This is a genomic window from Lysobacter antibioticus HS124 (assembly GCF_000336385.2).
Lineage (GTDB): Bacteria > Pseudomonadota > Gammaproteobacteria > Xanthomonadales > Xanthomonadaceae > Lysobacter > Lysobacter firmicutimachus.
This window is the reverse complement of sequence record NZ_HG424463.1, coordinates 1-19857: the sequence shown is the minus strand read 5'-3', so window position 1 is coordinate 19857 and position 19857 is coordinate 1. Positions and strand designations below refer to the sequence as shown.

General features: G+C 70.5%; 19 protein-coding genes. 4 read left to right on the top strand and 15 right to left on the bottom strand.

The genetic code is table 11. The features are described from left to right. Window positions 1-48 precede the first annotated feature (48 nt). The 6 genes from TX83_RS05545 to TX83_RS05520 form a co-directional block, all read right to left on the bottom strand. The gene (locus tag TX83_RS05545; RefSeq protein WP_064746941.1) at window positions 49-1263 is read right to left on the bottom strand and encodes a hypothetical protein; all 1215 of its coding nucleotides are present in this window, start codon (window positions 1261-1263) and stop codon (window positions 49-51) included. An 87-nt stretch (window positions 1264-1350) separates the two neighbouring features. After that, a complete protein-coding gene (locus tag TX83_RS05540) occupies window positions 1351-2589 on the bottom strand; it encodes an ABC transporter permease (RefSeq protein WP_064746940.1) in 1239 nt (412 codons plus the stop codon). Continuing rightward, complete coding sequence (locus tag TX83_RS05535; protein ID WP_064746939.1) at window positions 2586-3293, bottom strand: ABC transporter ATP-binding protein; 708 nt, start codon at window positions 3291-3293, stop codon at window positions 2586-2588. Before TX83_RS05535 ends, TX83_RS05540 begins: the two co-directional genes overlap by 4 nt. Further along, on the bottom strand, window positions 3290-4873 hold the full coding sequence (locus TX83_RS05530) for an efflux RND transporter periplasmic adaptor subunit (RefSeq protein WP_064746938.1): 1584 nt from the start codon (window positions 4871-4873) through the stop codon (window positions 3290-3292). Before TX83_RS05530 ends, TX83_RS05535 begins: the two co-directional genes overlap by 4 nt. Window positions 4874-5087: 214 nt before the next feature. Further along, window positions 5088-6410 (bottom strand): sensor histidine kinase, encoded by a 1323-nt coding sequence (locus tag TX83_RS05525; RefSeq protein WP_064746937.1) that lies wholly within the window; start codon window positions 6408-6410, stop codon window positions 5088-5090. A 12-nt stretch (window positions 6411-6422) separates the two neighbouring features. Beyond that, window positions 6423-7133 (bottom strand): response regulator transcription factor, encoded by a 711-nt coding sequence (locus TX83_RS05520; protein ID WP_064746936.1) that lies wholly within the window; start codon window positions 7131-7133, stop codon window positions 6423-6425. Window positions 7134-7237: 104 nt separating this feature from the next. Between TX83_RS05520 and TX83_RS05515 the strand changes: the two genes are divergently transcribed. Further along, window positions 7238-7579: a DMT family protein gene (locus TX83_RS05515; RefSeq protein ID WP_064746935.1), complete on the top strand. Its 342-nt coding sequence runs from the start codon at window positions 7238-7240 to the stop codon at window positions 7577-7579. 12 nt (window positions 7580-7591) lie between these two features. On the opposite strand, the gene TX83_RS05510 is transcribed toward TX83_RS05515, so the two are convergent. The 5 genes from TX83_RS05510 to nudE all read right to left on the bottom strand — a co-directional run bounded on the left by TX83_RS05510 (window position 7592) and on the right by nudE (window position 10866). After that, a complete protein-coding gene (locus TX83_RS05510; protein WP_064746934.1) occupies window positions 7592-8182 on the bottom strand; it encodes a hypothetical protein in 591 nt (196 codons plus the stop codon). Between the two features lie 55 nt (window positions 8183-8237). Further along, window positions 8238-8543 carry a DUF962 domain-containing protein gene (locus tag TX83_RS05505; RefSeq protein WP_064746933.1) on the bottom strand — a complete coding sequence of 102 codons (306 nt, stop codon included), beginning with the start codon at window positions 8541-8543 and terminating at the stop codon, window positions 8238-8240. Window positions 8544-8640: 97 nt separating this feature from the next. Beyond that, the gene (gene mazG / locus TX83_RS05500; protein WP_075575021.1) at window positions 8641-9477 is read right to left on the bottom strand and encodes a nucleoside triphosphate pyrophosphohydrolase; all 837 of its coding nucleotides are present in this window, start codon (window positions 9475-9477) and stop codon (window positions 8641-8643) included. Further along, on the bottom strand, window positions 9470-10300 hold the full coding sequence (cysQ, locus tag TX83_RS05495; RefSeq protein WP_261370021.1) for a 3'(2'),5'-bisphosphate nucleotidase CysQ: 831 nt from the start codon (window positions 10298-10300) through the stop codon (window positions 9470-9472). The genes mazG and cysQ overlap by 8 nt, the downstream gene beginning before the upstream one ends. Then, window positions 10297-10866: an ADP compounds hydrolase NudE gene (gene nudE / locus TX83_RS05490; protein WP_064746932.1), complete on the bottom strand. Its 570-nt coding sequence runs from the start codon at window positions 10864-10866 to the stop codon at window positions 10297-10299. Before nudE ends, cysQ begins: the two co-directional genes overlap by 4 nt. Before the next feature lie 77 nt (window positions 10867-10943). Here nudE and bioA point away from each other — a divergent pair, with 77 nt between their 5' ends. Next, on the top strand, window positions 10944-12344 hold the full coding sequence (gene bioA / locus TX83_RS05485; RefSeq protein WP_222423721.1) for an adenosylmethionine--8-amino-7-oxononanoate transaminase: 1401 nt from the start codon (window positions 10944-10946) through the stop codon (window positions 12342-12344). Further along, a complete protein-coding gene (locus TX83_RS05480; protein WP_064746930.1) occupies window positions 12335-13072 on the top strand; it encodes a 16S rRNA (uracil(1498)-N(3))-methyltransferase in 738 nt (245 codons plus the stop codon). Before bioA ends, TX83_RS05480 begins: the two co-directional genes overlap by 10 nt. Before the next feature lie 331 nt (window positions 13073-13403). Here the strand turns inward: TX83_RS05480 and TX83_RS05475 are convergent, their stop codons facing one another. The 4 genes from TX83_RS05475 to TX83_RS05460 form a co-directional block, all read right to left on the bottom strand. Continuing rightward, window positions 13404-14504: an acyltransferase family protein gene (locus TX83_RS05475; RefSeq protein ID WP_075575020.1), complete on the bottom strand. Its 1101-nt coding sequence runs from the start codon at window positions 14502-14504 to the stop codon at window positions 13404-13406. Next, complete coding sequence (locus TX83_RS05470; protein WP_064746929.1) at window positions 14501-15007, bottom strand: chemotaxis protein CheW; 507 nt, start codon at window positions 15005-15007, stop codon at window positions 14501-14503. Before TX83_RS05470 ends, TX83_RS05475 begins: the two co-directional genes overlap by 4 nt. 135 nt (window positions 15008-15142) lie before the next feature. Continuing rightward, on the bottom strand, window positions 15143-16849 hold the full coding sequence (locus TX83_RS05465) for a chemotaxis protein CheB (protein ID WP_141233371.1): 1707 nt from the start codon (window positions 16847-16849) through the stop codon (window positions 15143-15145). After that, window positions 16842-19217 (bottom strand): response regulator, encoded by a 2376-nt coding sequence (locus TX83_RS05460; protein WP_428992543.1) that lies wholly within the window; start codon window positions 19215-19217, stop codon window positions 16842-16844. The genes TX83_RS05465 and TX83_RS05460 overlap by 8 nt, the downstream gene beginning before the upstream one ends. Between TX83_RS05460 and TX83_RS24180 the strand changes: the two genes are divergently transcribed. Continuing rightward, on the top strand, window positions 19130-19857 hold a 728-nt coding region (locus TX83_RS24180), incomplete at its 3' end, for a pentapeptide repeat-containing protein (protein WP_428992544.1). The two genes, TX83_RS05460 and TX83_RS24180, sit on opposite strands and share 88 nt — an antisense overlap.

The following is a 19857-nucleotide window of genomic DNA, read 5'->3' as shown; positions in this document are numbered from 1 at the left end:
AAGGCGTTGATTTCTCTGCGCGTCCCGTGGTCGCGGCTTACGCCGCTCCTACAAGGGGGCGGGCGGTCTCGCAGCGGCGATGTCGCGCCGCCAGTAGCCGCGCAGTTGCTCGCGCTGGCGCGGGCTCAAGCCGGCGACGCAGGCCTCGAGCAACTCGTCCGCGCCCGCCGCGTCGCCGGTCGCCAACGTCTCCCGCGCCGCCTCCAGCAAGGCCCGCCGGCGCACGTCGAGATTACCGAACGGATCGAACCAGGAATCCACCCGGGCCGCGTCCTTGACCCCGGTCCAGGCAAAGCGCGCCTCGCCGGCCTCGCCAGCGATGGCGCGGCAGCCCGCGATCGCCGCGTTGCGCCCGATCCGTCCTTGCAGCAGATCCAGCCGCACCCGGAACAGACGCGCCTGCGGCGTGGCGCCGGCGGCTTCCAGCGCCGCCACCGCGCGGCCGACATAGGCATAGTCCACCGCCCCGCCCGCCGCCTGCACGCCGAGCAGATTGAAGCTCGCGATCGCGGTCTGGTACTCGACACGGTCGTGCGCCTGGACCGTCCGCGCGTCGGGCCGGCCCAGCGACGAGGGCTGCACCAGGCGCAGGCCGGGCTCCTCGGCGAGAATCGCTTCGATGTCGTGCTTGTGGAACTCGCCGACGACCACGACCACCGTGCCGCCCGGATGCGCGCGCGCTGCCGCGGCGATGCGCTGCGCCTGCAGGTAAGTGCGGTACAGATACAGGCGCCGCGGCAGATCGTGCCTGGCGCGCTTGGCCGGTGTCGTCGCCCAGTCGCGCACCTTGCTCAGGCGGGCGGGGTCGTCGGCATGGAAGAAATCGCGCTGCAGGCTTTCCGGGCCGAAACTCAGAAACCCCATGAAGCCCTTGAGCGGACGCAGCTCCGGCGGCGCGTCCAGGGCCAGGCCGAAACCCAGCTTCTGATCTTCGACCGGCGGTTCCCAGTCGATCGGGCACAGCTCGATGCCGTGACGGCGCGCAAACGGCACCGCGACGTCCTGCACTTCGTAGGTGAACTCGTAGAAATCGCCGCGCGCGAACGCCTCCGGCGCGCGCTCGATGCAGATCGCGTCGGGCCTGATGCGGTCGAGGAAAGCGTCCAACAGCGCCGGCCGGTCGCGCTCGGACACCAATTGCGCGGCGTGGTCGACGCCGAGGATCGTCACCGTCGTCGCCGGCGCCGCAGCGGCCGGCGCGGGCGCAGCCGCGAACGCCTGCCACGGCAGCAACCACAACAGCGTCAGCCACCACTTGCTCATGTCCGCTCCGCTCCCGGTCGTCGCCGGCACCATGGCACGGCGCGGCGATCCGCGCCCGTGCCTGAGGTCGTAGTCCTGCGCCGCGCCTTACTGCTGGCGCAACGCTTCGATCGGATCTAGCTGCGAGGCCTTGCGCGCCGGGTAATAACCGAAGAACAGACCGGTGGCGATCGAGAACCCCGCAGCCAGGCCGATCACCTTGCCGTTCAGCGCCACCGGCAAGGCCCCGAACTTGCTCACCAGCAAGGTACCGACCACGCCGATGGCGATGCCCAGCGCGCCGCCGATCAACGAGATCAGCATCGCCTCGGCCAGGAACTGGCGGCGAATGTCGCCGGGTCCCGCGCCGACCGCCATGCGCAGGCCGATCTCGCGGATCCGTTCGGTCACCGAGACCAGCATGATGTTCATGATGCCGATGCCGCCGACGATCAGCGAAATCGTCGCCACCGCGCCGAGCAGCAGCGACATCAGCCGGGTGGTCTGGGTGCGGGTCGCGACCACTTCGGCGATGTTGCGCACGCTGAAGTCGTCGTCGGCGCCGGGCTGGATGCGATGGCGTTGGCGCAGCAGGCTTTCGATCTGCTCCTGCGCATAAGCGACGTCCTCGGCGCGGCCGACACCGACCGCGATCTGCATCACCGCGCCGGTCGGCAGGCCCATCGCGCCGAGCAGACGACGGCGCCCGGTTTCCAGCGGCACCAGCACCACATCGTCCTGGTCCTGGCCGAAACCGCCCTGGCCCTTGGGCTTGAGCGTACCGACCACCGTGAACGGCACTCGCCCCAGGCGCACGGTCTGGCCGATCGCGTCCTCGTCGCCGAACAGTTCGCGGCGCACGGTTTCGCCGAGGATCACCGACTTGGTGCCGCTGCCGTAGTCGCGCGCTTCGAATGCTGCGCCGGAGGCGATGCTCCAACCGTTGATGTCGAAGAAATCCGCCTGCACGCCCTGCCACTGGGTCGACCAGTTGTTCTCGGCGTACACCGCCTGGGTGCCGCCGCGCAGCGAGGCGGCGACGTACTGGACCTCGCCGATCTCGTTGCGGATCGACTCGGCGTCGGCTTCGGTCAGGGTGAAGAAGCTCGACGCGCTCAGGCGCACGCCGCCGGCGCCGCGGCCGCCGCCGCCCGAGCTGATGTCGAGCCGGTTCGAACCCAACCCGGACACCAGCTTGTCGATTTCCGACTGGGTGCCCTGGCCGACCGAGACCATCACGATCACCGCGGCGATGCCGATGATCACGCCCAGCGAGGTCAGCGCGCTGCGCAGCCAATTGCCGCGCAGAGCGAACACCGCCGTACGCAGCACTTCCAGGAAGTTCATGCGCCGGCCTCCTGCTCGTGCAGCTCGCCGTCGCGCATGACGAAGGTGCGGCCGGCATGCGCGGCCACGTCCGGGTCGTGGGTGATCAGCACCACGGTGTGGTCTTCGGCTTGCAGGCGCTTGAACAGAGCCAGGATCTCCTCGCCGGTGCGGGTATCGAGCGCACCGGTGGGTTCGTCGGCGAGCAGGATCGGCGGCCGGTTGATCAGCGCGCGGGCGATCGCCACGCGCTGCTGCTGGCCGCCGGACAACTCGCTCGGCCGATGTCCGGCGCGACCGCCCAGGCCGACCGCTTCCAGCGCCGCCTGGGCGCGCTGCAGGCGTTCATCGCGCGGCACGTTGGCATAGCCCATCGGCATCGCCACGTTTTCCAATGCGTTCATGCGCGGCAACAGGTTGAAGCCCTGGAACACGAAACCGATCTTGTCGCGGCGCAGGATCGCGCGCGCTTCCGCGTCCAGGCTGGCGACGTCGACGCCGTCGCACAGGTAGCTGCCGCTGCTGGGCGTATCCAGGCAGCCGATCAGGTTCATCAGGGTCGACTTGCCCGAACCCGACGGCCCCATGATCGCGACGAACTCGCCGCGCGCGATCGTCAGGTCGACACCGTGCAAGGCGATCACCTCGGCCTCGCTGCCGGGCGAATAGACCTTGCCCAGGCCGCGGGTTTCGATGACCGGATGCGCGTCGGCGACCTCGCTCATGGGCCGGTGCGTCCGCTGCCGACCACGATCTCGTCGCCTTCGCGCACGTTGCCGGAGACCTCGGTCCAGCTGCCGTCGCTGGCGCCGACCCGCACCACCACCGGCTCGGGCTTGCCGCCGGCCAGCTTGTACAGCGGCACTCGGCGCGCGGTCACCAGGTTGGCGATCTCGGCGTCCCAGCGTGCGCGCTGGCCGTCGTCGAGCAGGCTGCGGAAAGCGCCGAACTGCTGATTGAAGCGTTCCAGCATGCGCTGGCGCGCGGCGCCGGACATGGCGCCGCCGTTGCGGTTGCGATTGTTGTTGCCGCCCCCGCCGCCCGGCCCGCGGCCGCCGCCGATGATGATCGGCGCGCCGCCGCCCGGCGGTCCGCCCGCGCTCGCCGCCGGCGCCGCGCTGCGCGCGGCCATGCGCTGCTTCATCTGCGCCAGCGCGGCGTCGAATGCGGCCTGCTGCTGCGCATTCAACTTCAGCGCCTGCGCGACCTGCGGCAGGTCGTTGCCGAGACCGCCGCGCACGCCGCCGTTCGGGCCGGCATTGCCGGCGCCGGCGGCGTCTTCGTCGGCCGGCTTGTAGCGCAGCGCGGCGTTGCTGACCCGCAGCACGTCGTCGCGGCGGCTGACCTCGATCTCGGCGTTGGCGGTCATGCCCGGCAACAGCGCGCCGTCGGGGTTGTCGACCGAGACCACCACCGGATAGGTGATGACGTTGCTGGTATTGGTCGCCGACAGCCGTACCTGCTGCACTTGCCCGCGGAAACGGCGATCGGGGAAGGAATCGACGGTGAAGTTCACGCCCTGGCCGGCCTTGACCTGGCCGATGTCGGCCTCGTCGATGGCCAGCACGATTTCCATTTTCGACAAGTCTTCGGCGATCTGGAACAGCACCGGCGACTGCAGGCTCGCGGCCACGGTCTGGCCGGGCTCGACGCTGCGGGTCAGGACCACGCCGTCGACCGGCGCGCGGATCACCGTGCGCTGCAGATTGAGGCGGGTGGTCTGGGTCGAGGCGATCTGCTGCTCGATCTGGGCCTGGGCGCCGTTGAGCTGGGCCCGCGCCTGGTCGCGCGCGGCGCGGGCCAGGTCGGCATCGCTGCGCGAGACCAGTTGCTTGGCCGCCAGTTCGGACTTGCGCTGGTAATCGAGTTCGGCATTGCGCAAGGTCGCCTGGGCGGTGGCGAGGCTGGCGCGCGCGTTCTGGATCTGCGCCGAACCCTGGGCGATCTGCGCCTCGTAGGTGGCCGGGTCGATGCGCGCGATCACCTGGCCCTTGCTGACCCGGTCGTTGTAGTCGACCAGCACCTCGGTGACTTGCCCGGAGATCTGGCTGCCCACGTCGACGGTCGAGATCGCCGCCAGCGCGCCGGTGGCCGAGATCGCCACGCGGATGTCGCCGCGCTCGATCTTGGCGGTGCGATAGGCTCCGGCGGCCTCCGCCGCGCTCTGCTTGCGGTAGTAGTACCAGCCGCTGCCGGCCAGCGCCGCCGCCACCGCCGCGATCAGCAGCCGTTGCGGCCAGGGCGATTTGCGCGGCCGCGCAGTCGGAGTCGGGCGGGACGGGGGGGACGGCTTGGCTGCGCTCATGTGGCTGATTTCGAGAGTTATGCAGGCGCCAACGCACCAGGCTGAATGCGGTTGACAGCGGCGCGGTCGGCGACGGCGGCACGGACGCGGCGGCGCAGCGACGGTTCAGCCGGATCGACGCGGCGATAGCGTCGCGCCCACGCGCGATTCTGCCCAAGGATTCGCGCCGCGGCGAAACCGTCGCACGGGCCGGCGCCCACCGGGTGCGCGTCGTTCAGAGTTCGGGCCGGCGCGGCGGCGGGCCGAAGCTGACGGTGGCGCTGCCGGGACGGAAGCGGATCACCGCGGTGGTGCCCTGGCCGGGTGCGCTGGTCAGGGTCACCGGCCAGCCGAAACGCTCGCCCAGCCGGCGCACGATCGACAGGCCCATGCCTTTGCCGTCGCCGGAGGAGAAATCGGCGCGGTAGAACGGGGTGAAGGCCTTGGTCAGCGTCTCCACCGACATGCCGATGCCGGTGTCGCGGATCTCGATGCTGTCGCGGCTCAGGCGCACGTCGATGCGGCCCTGGTCGGTGAAGCGCACCGCATTGCTGAGCAGGTTGCCGATCATCACCCCCAGCGCGTGCGGCGGCGCGACCAGGCGCGGCCCGCCTTCGTCGTACAGGTGCAGCTCGACCGGCTTGCCGTTGAGCAGGGGCAGCAGCCGCTCCATTTCGTTGTCGACGATGTCGCGCACCGCGAACTCCTCCGACTGCGGCTCGACGTCGGACTCGCGGGCCAGGATCAGGAAGGCGTCGATCACCGCCTCCATGTCGCGGCCGGCGCGCTGCACCCGCAGCAGCGAACGCTGCGCGCGCACCGGGGTGTCGGGGTCGGCCAGCATCAGGTCGGTGGCGACCCGGATCACGGTCAGCGGAGTGCGCAGCTCGTGGCTGGCGTCGCGGGTGAAGTCGCGCTCGCGCTGGACGAAATCGCTGACCCGCTCGGCCAGGCCGCTGAGCGCGCTCGACAACCGGCGCACTTCGCTGCCGGGGTCGTAGGGGAATTTGATCGGCTCGATCAGGCTGGTGTCGGGGTCGCGCGGGTCCCATTGGCTGACCACGTTGGCCAGCCAGCTCACCGGCGAGACCAGGCGCTTGGAGGTGCGGTAGGTATGCCAGGAAATCAGGTAGGTGGTCAGCAGCGAGAACAGCAGCGAGAACAGGCCGGTGTAGAGAATCGCCTCGTCGATCAGGTCGGTGGCGTAGATCATGTAGAAGGTGCCGGCCTCGCGCCGGTCCACCAGCACCACCCGGCCGCCGCCGGGCAGGTTGTGCAGCCCCGAATCCACGTTGCGGATGCCCAGCGGCAGCTGCGAGTCGTTGCCGCCGGCGGGGACGAAGTGGCCGCGCGTGGTCGAGGTCCGCGGCAAGGGGTAGTTCGGGTCGCGCTCGCGCCCGGCCCAGTAGTCGTCGGCCTCGCGCTGCATGCGCTGCTCGAGCACCACGTGGCGCACAGCCAACCCCGCCAGGAGAATGCCCAGCGTGATCGCGACGCTGCCGATCAAGGCTTGCAGGATGAATGCAAGCTTGATCTTGCGCGGTAACCCTTGCGGCACGGTGTCGATACGTCAGTCCGGCGGCTGCGAGATGTCCGCAACGCGGTAACCGGCGCTCTGCACCGTATGCAGCAGTTGCTTGTCGAAGGGCTTGTCGATGGTCTTGCGCAGGTTGTAGAGGTGGCTGCGCAGCGTATCGGAATCGGGCAGGCCGTTGCCCCAGATCTCGCGTTCGATCTCCTGCCGGCTGACCACGCGTGGCGATTCGCGCATCAGGATGGTCAACAGGCGCAAGCCGATCGGCGAGAGCTGCAGTTCGCTGCCGCCGCGGGTGACCCGCAGGCTGGCCGGGTCCAGCACCAGGTCGGCGACTTTCAGCACCTCGCCGCCGACCTGGCGGCGTTCGCGCCGGATCAGGGCGCGCAGGCGCGCTTCCAGTTCCTGGATCGCGAACGGCTTGGTCAGGTAGTCGTCGGCGCCGGCGCTGAGGCCGGTCAGCTTTTCGTCCAGGGTGTCGCGCGCGGTCAGCATCAGCACCGGGGTCGACTTGCGGGCTTCTTCGCGCAGCTTCTTGCAGACCTCGATCCCGTCCATACGCGGCAGCATCAGGTCGAGCACCACCACGTCGTAACTGTTCTCGGTGGCGAGCCGGTAGCCGTCCACGCCGTCGGCGGCGTAATCGACTTCGAAACCGCGGCTTTCCAGGTATTCGCCGACCATTTCGGAGATGTTGCGGTTGTCTTCGACGATGAGGACCAGGCCCCCGTCTCTCGTACCCTGCATACAGCCTCTCCATTCCTTCAGTTTTGTGAAGGTTGCCTTCGCCAGGGTGGACGGCCCGTGAAGGCCCCCGCTACGCTGGACGACCCTTCTTGCGACCCCGCCGCATGCTCGCCGACCGCCTGTATCCGATCCTGCTGTTGCTCGGATCGAATATCTTCATGACTTTCGCCTGGTATGGACACCTCAAGTACAAGTCCTCGCCGCTCACCGTCGCGATCGCGGTCAGCTGGGGCATCGCCCTGTTCGAATATTGCCTGCAGGTGCCGGCCAACCGGCTCGGCAGCGCGGTGTACTCGGCGCCGCAGCTCAAGGGCATGCAGGAGGTCATCACCCTGCTGGTATTCGCCGGCTTCTCGGCCTGGTACCTCGGCGAGCCCTTGAAGTGGAACCACTGGGCCGGCTTCGCCCTGATCGTGGTCGCGGCCTGGCTGATCTTCCTCGACTGAGCCCGCCGCGGCTCAGGGCCCGCACCACGACTCCACCCGCACGGGCGCCTGCCAGCGCCCGGCCGGGCTGACCAGGCTCAGGTGCCCGACCCATACGCTGCGCGTGCTCGCCCCGTCCGTCGCCGCGCGCGCCCGACGCAGGCGCGCGGGCGCCACCTCGGTCCAGGCGCCGTCGTTCTCCACCCACAGGCGCGGCGCGCGCAGGCGCAGGGTCGCCGAGACGCCCTGCCTGGGCGCCGACCAGCGCAGCAGCGTCTCGCCGCTCAGCGCGGCGCTTTCGACGTCGTCGGCCGGCGGCACGCGGGGCAGCGCCAACGGCCGTCCGCCCAGGGACAGGTACAGGGTCGGCCAGCGGTCGAGGTCGGCGAGTTCGTCGTCGGCGCTGCGCCAGATCGTCGCGATCGTGTCCTCGCCGCCGTCGGCGCGCGGGTTCTCGCCGACGAGGCGGATCGAGACGAGGGGGCAGGTCTTGCTGTCCATCGCCTCGGCCAGCCAGGCGGACTTGCGCATCGGCCGGTCCGGCGCCGCGGCCGGCATGGCCGCCGGCGACAGCGACGGCAGCGCGGCCAGGAGCAGCGCCCAACAGCAAAGCCTCGATTTCATCGCGATCGTCCTTGAAGGCGCCGCCGCAGGCCCGCGCGCGGCGGCCGACGGCGGCTCAGAATTTGATCCTGCCGGTCAGGATGTCCTTGAACATCGCCCAGTCGCCGACGAAGGAATACAACGGGTGCTTGAACGTCGCCGGCCGGTTCTTCTCGAAGAAGAAATGACCGACCCAGGCGAAGCCGTAGCCGCACACCAACGCCGCCAGCAACAGCCACGGCCGCCCCTGCGCGATCGCCAGCGCGACCAGCAGCAACACCCCGCAGCTGCCGACGAAGTGCAGCCGGCGGCTGGTGCGGTTGCTGTGTTCGCTGAGATAGAACGGATAGAACTCGCGGAAACTGGCGAAGCGGTTGGCCATGGTCCCCTCCCGGCATTGGCGTATCGCACTGCCTGCCGCGATCCTGAACCGCCGCGGGCCGCGGATCAAGCGCCGCTGCGCCGGGCGGAGCAAGCGCTCAGTCGTCGCGTTCGGCGCGCTTGGCCTGATCCCAATAAGCGTCCTGGCCTTCCAGCGGCAGTTCGGCCAACGACAGGCCGTCCTGCGCGGCCAGCGTCTCCATGCTGCGGAAGCGGCGTTCGAACTTGAGGTTGGCGCGGCGCATGGCGGCGCCGACGTCGACCTTGCCGTGGCGGGCGAGGTTGGCGCAGACGAACAGCAGGTCGCCGATCTCCTCCTCCAGGCGATCGCGCGCTTCGGCGTCGTCCGGCGCGGCGGCGACCGCGTCGAACTCCACCCGCACTTCCTCGATCTCTTCGTGCAATTTGGCGATCACCGGACGCACGTCGGGCCAGTCGAAGCCGACCGTGGCGGCGCGCTTCTGCAGCTTCACCGCGCGCTGCCATTCCGGCAGGCCGCGGGCGATGCCGGCCAGCACCGAGGTGTCGGCTTCGCCGGAGGCTTCGCGCTCGCGCCGCTTCTGCTCTTCCCAGGCCACGGTCTGCGCCTCGGCGTCCTCGAAGCTGGCGTCGCCGAACACGTGCGGATGGCGGCGCACCATCTTGTCGCTGATCGCCGCGACCACGTCGTCGAAAGCGAACGCGCCCTGCTCCTCGGCCATGCGCGCGTGGAACACCACTTGCAGCAGCAGATCGCCGAGTTCGTCCTTGAGCGAGGCCAGGTCCTGGCGATCGATCGCATCGGCGACCTCGTAGGCCTCCTCGATCGTGTACGGGGCGATGGTGGCGAAGGTCTGCTCGAGATCCCAGGGGCAACCGCCCTCGCGATCGCGCAGACGGGCCATGATCGCCAGCAGGCCGGCGATGCCGGGCGGCAGGTTCAATACTTCAGCCATCGAGCCACTCCTTCCACGGCAGACCGCGGTCGCCGAGGGCGACGAAGTCGCCGTTGAGAACATGCGCGCGCTGGTTGTAGCGGAACGGACGCCCCTGCGGATCGACCAGCGCGCCGCCGGCGGCCTCGAGCACGCATTGGCCGGCGGCCGTATCCCATTCGCTGGTCGGGCCGAAGCGCGGATACAGGTCCAGTTCGCCCTCGGCGATGCGGCAGAATTTCAGCGACGAGCCGAGGCTGACCATGCGGATGCCGTCCGGCGCGGCGCGGTGCGCGCGGACCATGAATTGTTCGCTGTGCTCGCTGAAATGCGAGCGGCTGGCGGCCACCCGCAGCGGCCGCGCCGCCGGCGACCGCACCCGGATCTCGTGCTCGGCGTCGCCGTCGCGACGATAGGCCGGGCCGCCGCGCTGGGCGTGCCACAGCGCGCCGCCGACCGGCGCCAGCACCAGGCCGAACACCGGCACGCCGTCGTCGATCAGGGCCAGGTTGACCGAGAACTCGCCGTTGCGCTTGACGAACTCGCGGGTGCCGTCGAGCGGGTCGACCAGCCACAGCCGCGGCCAGGCGCGACGTTGTTCGAAACCGACTTCGTGCGCGGATTCTTCCGACAGCACGGGAATGTCCGGGGTCAGTTCGGCCAGGCCGTCGAGAATCAGATGGTGCGCGGCCAGATCGGCCGCGGTGACCGGCGAGGCGTCGGACTTGCGCTCGACTTCGAACTCGCCGTCGTAGACCTGCAGGATGGCCGCGGCCGCGGCGCGGGCGATCGCGATCGCGCCCTCGACCTGAACCGCGGACAGCAGCGGCGCGGCCGCCGTCACGCCGCCGCCCCCGGATGCGGCTGGCCGCTGCGCAGCCATTCGCGGGCGATGAACAGCGCGGCGATGCTGCGGCCCTCGGAAAAGTCTTCGCGCAGGATCAGCTCGTGCAGGTCGTCGAGCTTCCACGGCACCACTTCGAGTTCTTCCGGCTCATCGCCGGGCAGGCGCTCGGGATAGAGATCGCGCGCCAGCACCAACTGCGCCTGGTGGCTCATGTAGGTCGGCGCCAGCGTCAGTGCGCGCAGTACGGTCAAGGAACGCGCGCCGTAGCCGGCCTCTTCCTTCAGCTCGCGGTCGGCGGCCTGCAGCGCGGTCTCGCCTTCGTCGATCCGGCCCTTGACCAGGCCCAGCTCGTAGCGGTGCATGCCGGCGGCGTACTCGCGCACCAGCAGCACGGTGTCCTCGTCGAGCATCGGCACCACCACCACCGCGCCGTGGCCGCGGCCGTGCAGGCGCTCGTAGCGGCGGCGCTCGCCGTTGGAGAACTCCAGATCGAGCCGTTCCAGCCGGTACGGACCGGCCTCGTGCTCGGTGATCTGATGGATGATCGGCAGCCGCCGGGTCATGGCGCGGCTCCGGGCATGAGCGGGGAGCGGAAAGGCACGATAATGGGGGAATGCGAGAGATCACTCACGACCCCAAGATGCTAACAGAGCCGGGCGCCGACGCGGCGCAGGCCTGGCGCGAGCGCGATCTGGCGGTGCTGTGGCACCCCTGCACCCAGATGCGCGAGCACCCTCACACCCTGCCCCTGCTGCCGATCGCGAGCGGCCGCGGGCCGTGGCTGATCGGCCGCGACGGGCGCCGCTACCTGGATGCGATTTCCAGTTGGTGGACCAACCTGTTCGGCCACGCCGAGCCGCGCATCGCCGATGCCATCGCCGCCCAGGCGCGGACCCTGGAACACGTGATCCTGGCCGGCGTCTCGCACGCGCCGGCGGTGGAGCTGGCCGAACGCCTGCTGGCGCTGGCGCCGCGCCAGGACGGGCGCGCGCCGCTGAGCAAGGTGTTCTACGCCGACAACGGCTCGGCCGGGGTCGAGGTGGCGCTGAAGATGGCCTTCCACTGGTTCCGCAATCGCGGCGTCGAAGGCCGGACCAAGTTCATCGCCCTGGAGAACGGCTACCACGGCGAGACCCTGGGCGCGCTGGCGGTCGGCGATATCCCGCTGTACCGGCGCATTTACGCGCCGCTGCTGGCCGAAGCCCTGTTCGCGCCCTCGCCCGACGCCTACCTGGCCGACCCCGGCCAGAGCGCGGCCGAGCGCGCGCAGGTCGCCGCCGCGGCTTTGCGCGATCTGCTCGAACGCCATGCCGGCGAAGTCTGCGCGCTGATCCTGGAGCCGCGGGTGCAATGCGCCGGCGGCATGCGCATGCACGACCCGTCCTACCTGCGCCTGGCGCGCGAGCTGTGCGACGCGCACGGGGTGTTCCTGATCGCCGACGAGATCGCGGTCGGTTTCGGCCGCACCGGCACGATGTTCGCGAGCGAACAGGCCGGGGTCATGCCGGACCTGCTGTGCCTGTCCAAGGGCCTGACCGGCGGCGCGCTGCCGCTGGCCGCGGTGCTGACCAGCCAGTCGATCTACGACGGCTTCCTCGACGACTCGCGCGAACGCGCCTTCCTGCATTCGCACAGCTACACCGGCAATCCGCTGGCCTGCGCCGCGGCGCTGGCGACCCTGGACATCTTCCGCGACGACGACGTCGTCGTGCGCAACCGCGACACCGCCGCGCGCATGGCCCGCGCCGCGGCCGAGTTCGCCGGTCATCCGCACGTCGCCGACGTGCGCCAGGCCGGCATGATCGTCGCCTTCGAACTCACCCGCGGCGGCGACAAGCGCAGTCCCTTCGATCCGGCCGCGCGGATCGGACTGCGCGCCTACCGCGCCGCGCTCGAGCGCGGCGTGCTGCTGCGCCCGCTCGGCGACATCCTGTATTGGATGCCGCCGTATTCGATCGACGAAGAGGCGCTGGACCTGCTCGCCCGCACCACCCGCGAAGCGATCGACCACGCCGTGCAGGAGGCCGACGCATGCGCCTGACCCGAGTCCACGTCGACGCCGAACTCGGTGCCGGCCGCGAGATCGTGTTGCCGGAAGGTCCCGCCACGCATCTGGCCCGCGTACTGCGGCATCAGGTCGGCGACGCCTGCGTGCTGTTCAACGGCGACGGCCACGACTATCACGGCCGCATCGCCGCGCTGGGCAAGCGCGAGCTGCGGGTGGCGATCGAGTCGGCGCAGCCGGTAGAGCGCGAATCGCCGCTGCAGCTGGTGCTGCTGCAAGGCATCGCCCGCGGCGAGAAGATGGACCTGATCCTGCAGAAGGCGACCGAGCTCGGCGTGGCACAAGTGCAGCCGCTGTGGTCGCAGCGCAGCGAGGTCAAGCTCGACGAGGCGCGCGCGGAAAAGCGCCTGGCGCATTGGCGCAGCGTGGTCGCCTCGGCCTGCGAACAAAGCGGCCGCGCCCGCGTGCCGGAGGTCGCCGCGCCGCGCGCGCTGGCGGCGACGCTGGCGGCGCTGGCGCCGGGCGGGTTGCGCCTGATCCTGGACCCCGAAGGCGAGTTGGCCTTCGCCACGCTCGCGGTCGATCCGGTTGCGCCGGTGTTTCTGGCGATCGGCCCGGAAGGCGGCTGGTCGCCGCTGGACCGGCAACAGCTGCGCGACGCCGGCTTCCAGGGCTTGCGTTTGGGACCGCGCATCCTGCGCACCGAAACCGCCGGCCTGGCCGCGATCGCGGCGCTGCAGGCGCGGTTCGGCGATCTGGCCTGAGTCGCTCGGATCGGTTCGCGGGCGCGGCAGGCGGCATTCGAGCGAACCGTTGGCGCCGGGTTTGCGCCGCGGCGTAGAGCGAGAAAACAAATCCCCCTAGCCCTCTTTCAGAGGGAACCGCGACGCGGCCAACTGCCGCGGTGCGCTTTGAAACAAGCGAGAACCGCAATACGGCGAACGACCGCCACGCGCTTCGCAAAGGCGGGCATGGCAGCGCGGCGATTCGCCGTCACCCCTTTTCCAAGCGGGAGCGGCGCCTGCGCAGCAGGCGGGGAGATCTGCGCTTGCTGTCGCCGCTCTCGCCGTGCCCGGCGAAGGAAGGCTGCGACGCTCAGATCTTGAAATAGATCCAACGCCGGTCGAGCAGCGTCACCACGCCCCACCACAAGGTCACGAAAGCCAGCGCGAACGCCAGCGACGGCAGATAGGGACCGAACCGCGGTGTCATCCAGTCGGCGAAGCCGCGGCGGTAGATCGGTTCCAGCCAGCCCAGGCCGATCAGCAAGTACAGCAGCAAGGCCGAGCCGGCATAGGCGGCGATCGCGTTGACGCCGAAGCTTCGCCCCAGCGCCGGCCAGCCGCGTACGTCGATCAGGCGATGGCACAACGCCAAGACCCAGCACGACCAACCGCCGGCCCACAGCACGTAGGCGGGGGTCCACAGGTTCTTGTTGATCGGCTGCCACTGGCCCAGCGCCCAGCCCGCCGCCAACGCCAGCGCGCCGGCGATCAGCAAGGCGCGCAAATCGCCACGGCGCAGCCAGTCGCCGGCGCGCAGGCCCAGCACGGTCGTGGCCAGGGCGCCCAGGGTGGACACCAGACCCTCGGGGTCGTGGCCGCGGCCGCTGGCCGGATCGACCTGGTAGACGTGCGCGCCGAACAGCGCGTGGTCGAGGCGGCTGGCGATGTTGTCGAACGGCGCGTAGCTGCCGCCGCCGGCGAGCAACCAGGCGTAGCCGACCAGCAACGCGCCGAACGCGAACCATTGCGTGCGCGCCGGCAGATACAACGCGATCAGCGCCGCCGCGGCGAAACACAGGCCGATCCGTTGCAACACGCCGGGCAAGCGCAGCGCTTCGTGGCCGCTCGCCCACATCGCGCACCAGTGCAGCAACAGGCCGAGGCCGACGATGCGTACCGCGCGCCACAGCGCGGGCCGCAACAGCGTCGCCGGCGCGGCGCCGGCTTCGCGGCGCGGCATCAGCGCCAGCGCGATCGACACGCCGACGATGAACAGGAACATCGGGAACACGAGATCGGTCGGCGTGAAGCCGTGCCACTGCGCGTGCAGCAGCGGCGCGTAGACATGGCCCCAGTCGCCGGGATTGTTGACCAGCAGCATCGCCGCGACGGTCAGGCCGCGCAGCGCATCGACTGAGGCGTAGCGCTTGGGCGCGGACGCGCGCTCCGGCGCCGCGGCGGCGCGGTTCACGCCGCCTGCGCGAGCGCTTCGCCGATCATCGCCTCGACCGCTTCCAGGTCGGGCAGCAGGGCGCGGTCGTCGTTGAGCAACACGCGCGCTTGCACGCCGTGCGGGAGGATTTCGTCTTCGATCCCGTCGACCAGCAAGCTCTGGCTCGACACCGTCACCAGACGCGGGAAGCCCTGGGTCAGCAGGGCGAAATACGGCAGGCGCGATGCCGCGCTGAGCGCCTTGAGCACGACCACCTTGCTGCCCAGGCCGCCCTGTTCGGACGCCAGCCCGGACAGCTCGCCGAATGCGATCAGCGGCAACTGCCAGCCGCGCCAGCGGATTCGGCCCAGCAGCCAGCGCGGCGCGCCGTCGACCGGCGCCGGCGGCGCGTACGACAATACCTCCGCGATGGTCGCGTTGGGCAGCAGCAGACGCGCGCCGGCCACCTGGATCAATACGCCGCGGATGTCGGCCTGGCTTGCGCTTTCGGTGGCCGGATGTTGCTGGTCGTCGTTCGACATCGCTCGCGTCCTCGCCGCGGATCGCGCGGCCTTGCGGTAGTGCTGCGGCAGCGGAATGTCTGCCGCGAGGTGGTGCGGAAGCTGCGCGAAGCAGCATGGAAGCCGCGCCGGCGCCGCCGCAGCGGCGCCCGGCGTTTACAGCGGACTGTGGGTCGACCAGCGTGCGGCCAGCTTGGCCGCCAGTTCGGACGGCTGGCCCTGTCCGGCGCCGCGCGCGATCGCCGCGCTCGCGGCGGCGGCGTCGTAGCAACCGTCCGGGGCCTGGCCGAGCACCAATGCGCCGTGCGCGGCCAGCTTCATCGCGGTATCGACCTGAGCCGGGTCGGCGCCGCTGAACAGCAGGATCGCGCTGTCGGCGGCCGGCAAGGCGTCCATCACCTCGCCGCCGTCCTCGACGAACTGGATGCCGCTGTCGCCGGCGTCCACGCCGACGCCGGCGGGCAGGATGTAGATCACGCCGTCGATGGTGCGCGCGCCCGGTTCGGCCAGCTTGACCAGCACCGGCGTAGCGCGTTGCATCTGCGCCACCAGGCGGTCGTAGCGGCCGCCGTCGAGACGCTGCTGCACCAGCACCGGACGACCGAAGTTCTCCGGCAGAGCACCGAGCAACTGGCGCACGGCGTCGGGGCCGCCGATCCCGGCCAGCACCAGCACCGCGCCGCTGCGGGTCGACACCGGCGCGCGGTCGTCGACCAGTTCCAGGCCGGAAATACGCCGTTCGATCTCTTCCAGATCGTGCGCGTCCACGCCCGGCGCGACCGGCGCCGGGGACTGGCCGCTGGCGGCGCCGATCAGGCTGGCCTCGTCGGCGAAGGACCAGTCCGGCACCGCCGGCGGCGGCGGCGCGGCGGCCTTGTCGACCGGCAGCGGATCGGTGGCGAAGTCGAAGTCGAAACTGCTTTCGAAGGCCGGCGTCTCGGCGCCGCCGCCACGGCCGTCGTCGAACTCGATCGGCGCGATCGCCCCGGAGGCGGACGGCGTGGAATGCGCGTCCTCTTCCAGCTCGATCGAAGTGCCGGCGTCGGCGAACTTGCGGTCCAGGTCGATCAGTTCGTCGTCGAGGCGATGATCCGGCGGCTGCCAGGCGGCGATGTCGCCGATGTCGTCCAGCGCCAGCGGCGTGTCGGCGACCGGCGTGTGCTCGTCGACGTTCCACTCCGGCTCGGCCGGGTACGACGCCGCCTGGCCCGGCACGGCGGCCTGGGTTTCGATCGCTTCCAGGGTCAGCCGGCCGATGTCGAACTCGCCCGGCGGTTCGGCCGCCGGCGCTTCTTCCACCGCCGCCTCGCTCGCGCGAGGCGCCGGCGCCAGCCGCGACAACTCGCCGATCTGCTCGGCGGCGATGAACGCGGATGGGTCGTGCGGCATCTCGCTGGACGCCGGATCGAAACCGATGCCCTGTTCGTCCTGCGCCATCGCCGAAGCCGGCGAGCTCGGGCGCTGGAACGCTTCGGCGGAGAACATCGGCTCGGGCTCCGGCTCGGGCTCGCGCCCGGGCGGCAGCACGTCGTCGTGCCGGTGCAGCTTGGCGCTGAGGTGGCGCGCCCAGCGCGCCGCGTCCCAGCCCTCGCGGGCCACGGTCAGTTCGGCCTCTTCGAAGATCACTTCGATCGACGGATCGACCAGCAGGTTCTCGAACCGGTCCAGCGCGTCCTCGATCGCCGGATCGAGCACGACCACGACCACGTCCGGATCGGCCGTGTCGAGCTCGGACGGTTCCAGCGAGGTCGGATCGCCTTCCAACACCAGGTTCGCGCCGGCATCGCCGAGCGCGCTACGCAAACGGTCGCGGGCCACCCCGGCCCGCGCCAACAACGCTACGCGACGGTCCGCTTCAGCCATGACTACGGGTAATTCCAAGCAGTTCGTACACGTTACGGATCAATTCCGGTTCCTGGTAAGGCTTGCCGAGGTAGCGCTCGACGCCGATCTCGAACGCGCGCTGGCGGTGCTTCTCGCCGGTACGCGAAGTGATCATCACGATCGGCACCTCGCGCATGCGCGCGTCGGCCTTCATCTGCGTGGCCAGCTCGTAACCGTCCATGCGCGGCATTTCGATGTCGAGCAGCATCAGGTCGGGCACGCGCTCGGCCATCCGCTCCAGCGCGTCGACGCCGTCCTTCGCGGTCATGACCTCGAAGTTGTGGCGCTCCAGCACGCGGCCGGTGACCTTACGCATGGTGACCGAGTCGTCGACCACCATCACCAGCGGCACGCGGCGCTGTTCGGCCGGGGCCGGCGGCGGCGCCGCGACCTGGGCGAAGTCCTGCAGCAGCACGGTGCGGCGGCGGACCAGCGGGGCGACGTCGAGGATCACCACCACGCGGCCGTCGCCCATGATGGTCGCGCCGAAGATGCCCGGCACCGACGCCACCTGCGGCCCCACCGGCTTGACCACGATTTCGCGGTTGCCGACCACCTGGTCGACCGACACCGCGGCGCGCAGGTCGCCCGAACGGATCAGCAGCAAAGGCATCTGCAGCTGGCCTTCGGCCTTGGCCGGCGCATGGCCGACCAACAGACCCAGGTCGTGGACCGGGTAGTCCTCGCCGCCGTAGCGATAGGCCACGTCGCCCTGTTCGAGCAGTTCGCGCGAGAGGCGGCCGACGCCGCGCACCGAAGCGATCGGCACCGCGAAGGTGGTGTCGCCGATGCGCACGAACACCGCCTGGGTGACCGCGAGGGTCTGCGGCAGGCGCAGGGTGAAGTGCACGCCTAGGCCGGGGCGGGAATGGATATCCAGGGTACCGCCGAGCTGGCGGACTTCGCTGGCGACCACGTCCATGCCGACGCCGCGGCCGGCCAGGCGGCTGACCTCGTCGGCGGTGGAGAAGCCCGGCTCCAGGATCAGCGCGTCCAGATCGGCGTCGGACAGCGCCGCATCGCTGCGGATCAGGCCGCGCTCTTCGCCGCGGCGGCGGATCGCAGCGCGGTCCAAGCCGGCGCCGTCGTCGGCCACTTCGAGCACGACTTCGGAACCTTCGCGGCGCACCGCGATGCGCACCGTGCCTTCGTCCGCCTTGCCGGCGGCGCGACGCTGCTCCGGCCGCTCCAGGCCGTGCGCGACCGCATTGCGCAGCATGTGCTCCAGCGGCGCGGTCATGCGTTCGAGCACGTTGCGGTCGAGTTCGCCCTGGGTGCCTTCCAGCTTCAGCGCGACCTGCTTGCCCAATTCGCTCGAGGCCTGGCGGACCACGCGGCGCAGACGCGGCAGCAAGGTGTCGAACGGCACCATGCGCGTGCGCATGAGGCCTTCCTGCAGCTCCGAGCTGACGCGCGACTGCTGCAGCAGCAGGGTTTCGTACTGACGGGTGAGGTCGTCGAGGGTGTTCTGCAGACTGGTCTGGTCGGCCGCCGATTCGGTCAGCGCGCGCGACAGCTGCTGCAGGGTCGAGAAGCGGTCGAGCTCCAGCGGATCGAACGCCTGGTCGCCGGCTTCGCCTTCGCGCTGATAGCGGGCGATGATCTGCGCTTCGGTTTCGATTTCCAGACGGCGCAGCTGATCGCGCATGCGCAGGTTGGTCTGCGCCATTTCCGCGATCGCGCCGCGGAACGCGCCCAGCTGCTGTTCCAGGCGGGCGCGGTAGATCGCGACTTCACCGGCGTAGTTGACCAGACGGTCGAGCAGGTCGGCGCGGATGCGCACCTGCTCCTGCGGCGTGCGCACGCCGATGTCGTCTTCGTCGACGAGCGGCGCTTCGCTGATCGGCGCCGACAGCGGCTTGAGGCCTCCGTCGACCGCGGGCTGGGCCGGCTGCGCCGGTTGCGCCGGCGGCGCGCTGGTACGGGTCGGTTCGGCCGCGGCTGCGGCCAGCATCGGCAGCGCTTCGCCGCGCGAACGCGCGTCGAACGCAGCGATCAGCGTCGCCGGCATGGCCAGCGCGCGACGCGCGCCGACCCGGGTGACCATGGCATGCAGGCGGTCGAAACCGCGTTCGAGCAGGACGATGCCGTCGCGGCCGAGTTCGGTGCGATGGTCGACCACCGACTCCAGCAGCGACTCCATGACGTGGCCGAGTTCGCCCACGGCCATGATGCCGGCCATGCGCGCACCGCCCTTGAGGGTGTGCAGATCGCGCTGCAGACCGACCAGCGGCTCGCGTTCGCTCGGGGTTTCGCGCAATTGCGCCAGCAGGCCGTCGGAGTGGTCGAGCAGGTCGCCGCCTTCCTCGACGAAGATGTCGACGAGTTCGGGGTCCAGCTCGCTCAAGTCCAGCGCTTCGTCCGGATCCGGATCGGCGTCGAACGCGGCCAGCAACGCGGTCGACAGCGCCGAGCCGGTCGCGGCGGCGGCAGGCACGGCCGTCGCCGCGTCGATCGTTTCCTCGGCCGCGACCTGATCCTGCGCAGGCGCTTCGGCCTGGGCGTACTCGGCTTCCAGGCGCTCGTATTCGAGACGCTCGGCTTCGGCCTGTTCCGCGGCGAGGCGTTCGGCTTCCAGGCGCTCGGCTTCGGCTTGTTCCGCGGCGAGGCGTTCAGCTTCCAGGCGCTCGGCTTCGGCCTGTTCCGCGGCGAGGCGCTCGGCTTCCGCCTGCTCGGCCGCGATGCGCTCGGCGTCCAAACGGGCCTGTTCGGCACGCTGCGCTTCGGCGGCGTATTCGGCCTCCAGACGTTCGTACTCCAGCCGCTCTTCTTCGGCCAGGCGCTCGGCTTCGAGACGCTCCGCTTCCAGACGCTCGGCTTCGGCGCGTTCGGCTGCGAGGCGTTCCGCCTCCAGACGTTCGGCTTCGGCGCGCTCGGCTTCGAGACGCTCCGCTTCCAGACGCTCGGCTTCGGCACGCTCGGCTGCAAGGCGCTCCGCTTCCAGGCGCTCGGCTTCGGCGCGCTCGGCTGCGAGACGTTCCGCCTCC